We start from the raw sequence: 7,411 nt of genomic DNA on the forward strand, positions 1-7,411 counted from the left end.
ACTATTGTCGACAATAACGAATTTTTCTTTGACCTCTTGGGGGTTATTGGCTAGATTTGGCGGCATCAACTGTTAAGGTGTCAACAATGTTGGATGCTGTCGACGTAATGCCTTCGGTGCATGACGATTCGGAAACCCTTTCCGAGCATGTCTTCCGCCGTATCCAGGCCGCCATAGTCAAGGGCGATATAGCCCCCGGCAGCAAGATCTCCGAACCTGAGTTGGCGCGCACCTATGGCATCAGCCGTGGCCCGCTGCGCGAAGCGATTCATCGTCTTGAGGGGCAGCGCCTGCTGGTGCGTGTTCCGCATGTCGGTGCCAGGGTGGTGTCGCTCAGCCATGCCGAGTTGATAGAACTCTACGAAATCCGCGAATCCCTTGAGGGCATGGCCTGTCGGTTGGCCGCTGAGCGCATGACGCTTGCGGAAATCGACGAGCTGCGACGAGTGCTTGAAACCCACGAGCGCGACACGGCCTTCCAAGCCGGTGTCGGCTATTACCAGCAGGAAGGCGATTTCGACTTCCACTACCGAATCATTCAGGGGGCGGGCAACAGCACGCTGACCCAGATGCTGTGTGGCGAGCTGTATCAACTGGTGCGCATGTACCGGATTCAGTTTTCCACCGTGCCTAACCGTCCGCGCCAGGCCTTTGTCGAGCACCACCGCATTCTCGATGCCATCGCTGACCGTGATGGCGAACTGGCCGAATTGTTGATGCGCCGGCATATCGGCGCATCAAAACGCAACATCGAGCAGCATTACCAGGCTGTTCCAGTCCGAGGTGAAAAAGAAAAATGAGTCTGATTAAAAGCACTCCCGGCCAACGTTTCCGTGACGCGGTGGCCAACGAACATCCTCTGCAAGTGGTCGGCACGATCAACGCCAACCATGCGCTGCTGGCCCAACGCGCCGGTTTCAAGGCGATTTACCTGTCAGGTGGCGGCGTCGCTGCCGGCTCGCTCGGCGTCCCTGATCTGGGGATTACCGGCCTGGATGACGTACTGACTGACGTGCGTCGCATCACCGATGTGTGCGACCTGCCGTTGTTGGTGGACGTCGATACCGGTTTTGGCGCGTCAGCGTTCAACGTTGCACGTACTGTCAAGTCGATGATCAAGTTCGGCGCGGCTGCAATGCACATCGAAGATCAGGTCGGCGCCAAGCGCTGCGGTCACCGCCCAGGTAAGGAAATCGTCTCCCTGCAAGAGATGGTCGACCGGATCAAAGCGGCAGTGGACGCCCGCACTGACGACAGCTTCGTGATCATGGCGCGCACCGATGCGCTGGCGGTCGAAGGGCTTGAGTCGGCGCTGGATCGCGCGGCGGCGTGCATCGAAGCGGGTGCTGACATGGTGTTTCCGGAAGCGATCACTGAGCTTGAGATGTACAAGCTGTTCGCCAGCCGGGTAAAAGCGCCGATCCTCGCCAACATCACCGAGTTTGGCGCAACGCCGTTGTTTACCACCGACGAGTTGAAATCTGCCGAGGTGGGCCTGGTGCTGTACCCACTGTCGGCGTTCCGTGCGATGAACAAGGCTGCGGAAAACGTCTACACCGCGATCCGCCGCGATGGCACGCAAAAGAATGTCGTCGACACCATGCAAACGCGCATGGAGCTGTATGAGCGCATCGATTACCACGCGTTTGAGCAGAAGCTCGATGCGCTGTTTGCGCAGAAGAAGGGTTAATACCCGTTCAGGCTGTGTGAAAACTACCGCGGGCTGGAAGCCTTCGGCTTAACGCGCACAATACGGCGTTAAAAACAGGCGGAAAAGGCTCATTTAGAACACCTAGAGTCGGTCGCGAACCCGGCCGTTTTTCACCTGTTTTTGCCTTGTCTTGCTTTCGCTCGTGACGTTTTTACACACCCTGCGTTGAGCGAGGTTTGCCCGCGAGTTCGGTGTGTCAGCCGATAGAGTTATCACTGATCCAACGCATTCGCGGGCACGCCTGGCTCCAACGTAATGAATTGCCGATTCCCTAAAAAATTCAAAATTGGAGACAGCAATGGCTGAAGCTAAAGTATTGAGCGGGGCCGGCCTGCGCGGCCAGGTCGCCGGACAGACCGCATTGTCGACAGTCGGCCAGGCTGGCGCCGGCTTGACCTATCGCGGCTACGACGTACGTGAACTGGCGGCCGACGCTCGTTTTGAAGAAGTCGCCTATCTGCTGTTGTACGGGGAGTTGCCTACGCAATCCCAACTGGACGCCTACCTGAAAAAGCTCCAGGGCCTGCGCGACCTGCCGCAAGCGTTGAAGGAAGTGCTGGAACGCATCCCTGCCGACACCCACCCAATGGACGTCATGCGTACCGGCGCGTCGATGCTCGGCAATCTGGAACCGGAACAAAGCTTTGACCAGCAGCACGATTCCACCGACCGCCTGCTGGCGGCGTTTCCGGCGATCATGTGTTACTGGTATCGCTACAGCCACGACGGCAAGCGTATCGACTGCGTGACCGATGAAGTCTCCATCGGCGGGCATTTCCTCAAGCTGCTGCTGGACAAGACGCCAAGCGATTTGCACCGCAAGGTCATGGACGTGTCTCTGATTCTCTACGCAGAGCACGAATTCAACGCCTCGACCTTTACCGCACGTGTCTGCGCCTCGACGTTGTCGGATTTGTACTCCTGCGTGACGGCGGCCATCGGCTCGCTGCGTGGTCCACTGCACGGGGGCGCCAACGAAGCGGCCATGGAAATGATCGAGAAGTTCTCTTCAGCCGAAGAGGCGGTCCAGGGCACGCTCGGCATGCTTGAGCGCAAGGACAAGATCATGGGCTTCGGTCACGCGATCTACAAAGACTGCGACCCCCGTAACGAAGTGATCAAGGGTTGGGCGAAAAAGCTGGCTGACGAAGCAGGCGACACCGTGTTGTTTCCGGTTTCCGAGGCCATCGACAAGACCATGTGGGAGCAGAAAAAACTGTTCCCCAATGCCGATTTCTACCATGCCTCGGCTTACCACTTCATGGGCATCCCGACCAAGCTGTTCACGCCGATTTTCGTCTGCTCGCGCCTGACTGGCTGGGCCGCGCACGTATTCGAACAGCGTGCCAACAACCGCATCATCCGTCCAAGCGCCGACTACATCGGCGTCGAACAGCGCAAGTTCGTGCCAATCGAACAACGCTGACCGAGAGCGGGGAGTCGTCTCACGTGCGGCTCTCCATCCTCCGATCTTTTCCGTGATTGAGTCCGAGCATATGAATACTGAAAACCGTAAACGCTTGCCCGGCACCTCGCTGGATTATTTCGACGCCCGTGCGGCAGTCGATGCGATCAAGCCTGGCGCCTACGCAACATTGCCCTACACCTCCCGGGTGTTGGCGGAAAACCTGGTGCGGCGCTGCAACCCGGCGACGCTCAAGGCTTCGTTGACCCAACTGATCGAACGCAAGCGCGACCTCGATTTCCCTTGGTTCCCGGCACGCGTGGTGTGTCACGACATTCTCGGTCAGACCGCGCTGGTGGACCTCGCAGGCCTGCGCGATGCCATCGCTGACATGGGCGGCGACCCCGCGCAGGTTAATCCGGTGGTGCCGGTGCAACTGATTGTCGACCATTCGCTGGCAGTGGAATGCGGCGGTTTTGACCCAGATGCGTTCGTCAAGAACCGCGCCATCGAAGACCGTCGTAACGAAGACCGTTTCCACTTCATCAACTGGACCAAGCAGGCATTCAAGAACGTCGAGGTCATTCCACCGGGCAACGGCATCATGCACCAGATCAATCTGGAGCGGATGTCGCCGGTCATTCAGGTGCAAAACAGCGTGGCGTTCCCTGACACGCTAGTGGGCACCGACAGCCACACGCCGCATGTCGACGCGCTCGGTGTGATTGCAATTGGCGTCGGCGGCCTTGAAGCCGAAAACGTCATGCTCGGTCGTGCGTCGTGGATGCGTTTACCCGACAGCATTGGCGTCAAGCTGTCCGGTCGCCCGCAACCCGGCATCACGGCGACCGACGTGGTGCTGGCGCTCACCGAGTTTCTGCGCAAGCAAAAGGTGGTCGGTGCATGGCTTGAGTTCTACGGCGAAGGCGCCAGCGCGCTGACCCTGGGCGACCGTGCGACGATTTCCAACATGGCCCCGGAATACGGCGCTACGGCGGCAATGTTCGCCATCGACCAGCAGACCATTTCTTACCTCAAGCTCACCGGTCGTGAAGACGAGCAAGTGAAACTGGTCGAAACCTACGCCAAAGAAGCCGGGCTGTGGGCCGACTCGCTGACGACTGCCGAGTACGAGCGTGTGCTGAGCTTTGATCTGTCCAGCGTCGTGCGCAACATGGCCGGACCGTCCAATCCTCATGCCCGCGTTGCAACCAGCGACCTGGCAGCGAAAGGCATTTCCGGGCCATGGGAGCAAGTGCCGGGCGAAATGCCGGACGGCGCCGTGATCATCGCTGCGATCACCAGTTGCACCAACACCAGTAACCCGCGCAACGTGATCGCCGCCGGGCTGCTGGCGCGTAACGCCAACAGGGTAGGCCTGACCCGCAAGCCGTGGGTCAAGTCCTCCCTGGCGCCGGGTTCGAAAACCGTGGCGCTGTACCTTGATGAAGCAGGCTTGACCACTGAGCTGGAACAGTTGGGTTTTGGTGTCGTGGCGTTTGCCTGCACCACCTGCAATGGCATGTCTGGTGCGCTGGACCCGGTCATTCAGCAGGAAATCATCGACCGCGACCTGTACGCCACGGCAGTGCTGTCCGGTAACCGCAACTTTGACGGGCGTATTCATCCTTACGCCAAGCAGGCATTTCTCGCTTCGCCGCCGTTGGTGGTGGCCTACGCGATTGCCGGCACCATTCGCTTCGACATCGAGAAAGATGTGCTGGGCCTGGACGCCGATGGCAAGGAAATCCGCCTGAAGGATATCTGGCCAAGCGACGAAGAAATCGATGCGGTGGTCAAGGCCTCGGTCAAGCCGGAGCAGTTTCGTCAGGTCTACATCCCGATGTTCGCCATTCACGAAGACAAAGGCCCGAAAGTGGCGCCGCTGTACGAATGGCGTCCGATGAGTACATACATTCGTCGCCCTCCTTATTGGGAAGGCGCGCTGGCCGGTGAGCGTACGCTCAAGGGCATGCGTCCGTTGGCAGTGCTGCCGGACAACATCACCACTGATCACCTGTCACCGTCCAACGCGATCATGCTCGACAGTGCAGCGGGCGAATACCTGGCGCACATGGGCGTGCCGGAAGAGGACTTCAACTCCTACGCGACTCACCGTGGCGACCACTTGACCGCACAACGTGCGACGTTTGCCAACCCGAAACTGTTCAACGAGATGGTGCTCGAAGGCGGCAAGGTCAAACAGGGCTCTTACGCACGGATCGAGCCGGAAGGCAAAGTCACGCGCATGTGGGAAGCCATCGAAACCTATATGGCGCGCAAACAACCGCTGATCATCGTCGCCGGTGCTGACTACGGCCAGGGCTCGTCCCGCGACTGGGCAGCCAAGGGCGTACGACTGGCCGGCGTGGAAGTGATCGCCGCTGAAGGGTTCGAACGTATCCACCGCACCAACCTGGTGGGCATGGGTGTGCTGCCGCTGGAATTCAAACCGGGGGTCAATCGGCTTACGCTGGGCATCGACGGTACAGAAACCTACGACGTGGTCGGCGAACGTACGCCAGGGGCCACGCTGACCCTGGTCATCCATCGCAAAAACGGCGAGCGCCTGGAGGTGCCGATGACCTGCCGTCTGGATACCGGTGAAGAGGTGTCGATCTATGAAGCCGGTGGGGTGTTGCAGCGTTTTGCTCAAGACTTCCTCGAGTCGGCAGCGGTTGCCTGAACTCGGTCTGTAGACCCACTTGTTGGTGAGGCGGTGTGTCAGGCATGACGCCTCGCGAACAAGTTCGTTCCTACAGTGGATACTCATGATGCCTATATAAAGGAAACACGTTCATGGCCCACGTAGCACAAATCAAGATTGCCGCGACGTACATGCGTGGCGGCACCAGTAAAGGCGTGTTCTTGCGCCAACAGGATTTGCCCGAAGCAGCGCAATTACCGGGCGCTGCGCGCGATGCCTTGTTGTTGCGCATTATTGGTAGCCCAGACCCGTATGCCAAGCAGATCGACGGCATGGGCGGTGCCACCTCAAGCACCAGCAAAACCGTGATTCTGTCGAAAAGTATTCGAGCCGATCACGACGTCGATTACCTGTTTGGTCAGGTCTCCATCGACAAGCCGTTCGTGGACTGGAGCGGCAACTGCGGCAACCTGTCAGCGGCGGTGGGGCCGTTCGCTATCAGCAACGGGCTGGTGGATGCCAGTCGCATTCCACAAAACGGCATTGCAGTGATTCGCATCTGGCAAGCCAATATCGGCAAAACCATCATCGCCCACGTGCCGATCACCGATGGCGCAGTGCAGGAAACCGGTGACTTCGAGCTCGATGGCGTGACCTTCCCGGCAGCCGAAGTGCAACTGGAATTCATGGACCCCGCAGCAGAGGAAGAGGGCGCTGGCGGTTCGATGTTCCCCACGGGCAATCTGGTGGATGACCTGGAAGTGCCCGGCGTTGGCACGTTCAAGGCGACCCTGATCAACGCGGGCATTCCGACGATCTTCATCAATGCCAGTGACATCGGTTACACCGGGACCGAGTTGCAGGATGCGATCAACAGCGACCCGAAAGCGCTGAACATGTTCGAAACCATTCGTGCGTATGGGGCCGTGCGCATGGGCTTGATCGACAACGTCGATGACGCCGCCAAACGTCAGCACACGCCGAAGGTCGCGTTTGTCGCACCGCCGAGCGCCTATGTGTCGTCCAGCGGTAAAAACGTCACGACGCACGACACCGATCTGCTGGTGCGGGCATTGTCCATGGGCAAGTTGCATCACGCGATGATGGGCACTGCGGCGGTCGCCATTGGTACAGCCGCCGCCATCCCCGGCACGCTGGTCAATCTGGCGGCGGGCGGCGGTGAGCGCAGCGCGGTGCGTTTTGGGCATCCCTCGGGAACACTGCGGGTCGGGGCTGAGGCCACGCAGGTCAATGGCCAATGGTCGGTGAAAAAAGCGATCATGAGCCGCAGCGCGCGAGTGCTGATGGAAGGTTGGGTGCGCGTGCCAGGCGATAGTTTCTGACTGAAGAGCGCCTTTCACCTTCTGTAGGAGCGAATTCATTCGCAAGGGATCAGTACAGCCAATACACGGTCACATCGCCTTCGCAATTGCATCGCGAATGAATTCGCTCACCGATTATTCATCAGTCAGACATACAAAAACGCCCCCCTACCTTGCAGTCGGCCGTTGAAGTTCTGATTGAGCACCCGATTTCCGTAGGAGCCAACTTGTTGGCGAGGCAACCAACGCGGTGTGGCTGAAACACCGCTTCGCGAACAAGTTCGCTCCTACAACCGATGCCTCATCAGTCAGACATACAAAAACGC

The 7,411-nt window shown here is 59.1% G+C and carries 5 protein-coding genes; all 5 read left to right on the forward strand.

The genetic code is table 11. From position 1 onward, the window contains the following. Nucleotides 1-86 precede the first annotated feature (86 nt). The 5 genes from VGC62_RS10530 to prpF all read left to right on the forward strand — a co-directional run bounded on the left by VGC62_RS10530 (nucleotide 87) and on the right by prpF (nucleotide 7,106). Nucleotides 87-800 (forward strand): GntR family transcriptional regulator, encoded by a 714-nt coding sequence (locus tag VGC62_RS10530; protein WP_331187017.1) that lies wholly within the window; start codon nucleotides 87-89, stop codon nucleotides 798-800. Beyond that, on the forward strand, nucleotides 797-1,690 hold the full coding sequence (gene prpB, locus VGC62_RS10535; RefSeq protein ID WP_331187018.1) for a methylisocitrate lyase: 894 nt from the start codon (nucleotides 797-799) through the stop codon (nucleotides 1,688-1,690). The genes VGC62_RS10530 and prpB overlap by 4 nt, the downstream gene beginning before the upstream one ends. A gap of 319 nt (nucleotides 1,691-2,009) precedes the next feature. Further along, on the forward strand, nucleotides 2,010-3,137 hold the full coding sequence (gene prpC / locus VGC62_RS10540; protein WP_331187019.1) for a bifunctional 2-methylcitrate synthase/citrate synthase: 1,128 nt from the start codon (nucleotides 2,010-2,012) through the stop codon (nucleotides 3,135-3,137). A gap of 70 nt (nucleotides 3,138-3,207) precedes the next feature. After that, a complete protein-coding gene (gene acnD / locus VGC62_RS10545) occupies nucleotides 3,208-5,802 on the forward strand; it encodes a Fe/S-dependent 2-methylisocitrate dehydratase AcnD (RefSeq protein WP_331187020.1) in 2,595 nt (864 codons plus the stop codon). A 113-nt stretch (nucleotides 5,803-5,915) separates the two neighbouring features. Next, nucleotides 5,916-7,106, forward strand: a complete 1,191-nt coding sequence (gene prpF, locus VGC62_RS10550) for a 2-methylaconitate cis-trans isomerase PrpF (protein WP_331187021.1) — start codon at nucleotides 5,916-5,918, stop codon at nucleotides 7,104-7,106. Nucleotides 7,107-7,411: the final 305 nt, after the last annotated feature.

Source organism: Pseudomonas sp., assembly GCF_036404235.1.
Lineage (GTDB): Bacteria > Pseudomonadota > Gammaproteobacteria > Pseudomonadales > Pseudomonadaceae > Aquipseudomonas.

What these genes read in the sequence shown, in the direction of transcription:
- VGC62_RS10530 (WP_331187017.1), top strand. Translation starts at nt 87, where the DNA reads ATGTTGGATGCTGTCGACGTAATGCCTTCGGTGCATGACGATTCGGAA.
- prpB (WP_331187018.1), top strand. Translation starts at nt 797, where the DNA reads ATGAGTCTGATTAAAAGCACTCCCGGCCAACGTTTCCGTGACGCGGTG.
- prpC (WP_331187019.1), top strand. Translation starts at nt 2,010, where the DNA reads ATGGCTGAAGCTAAAGTATTGAGCGGGGCCGGCCTGCGCGGCCAGGTC.
- acnD (WP_331187020.1), top strand. Translation starts at nt 3,208, where the DNA reads ATGAATACTGAAAACCGTAAACGCTTGCCCGGCACCTCGCTGGATTAT.
- prpF (WP_331187021.1), top strand. Translation starts at nt 5,916, where the DNA reads ATGGCCCACGTAGCACAAATCAAGATTGCCGCGACGTACATGCGTGGC.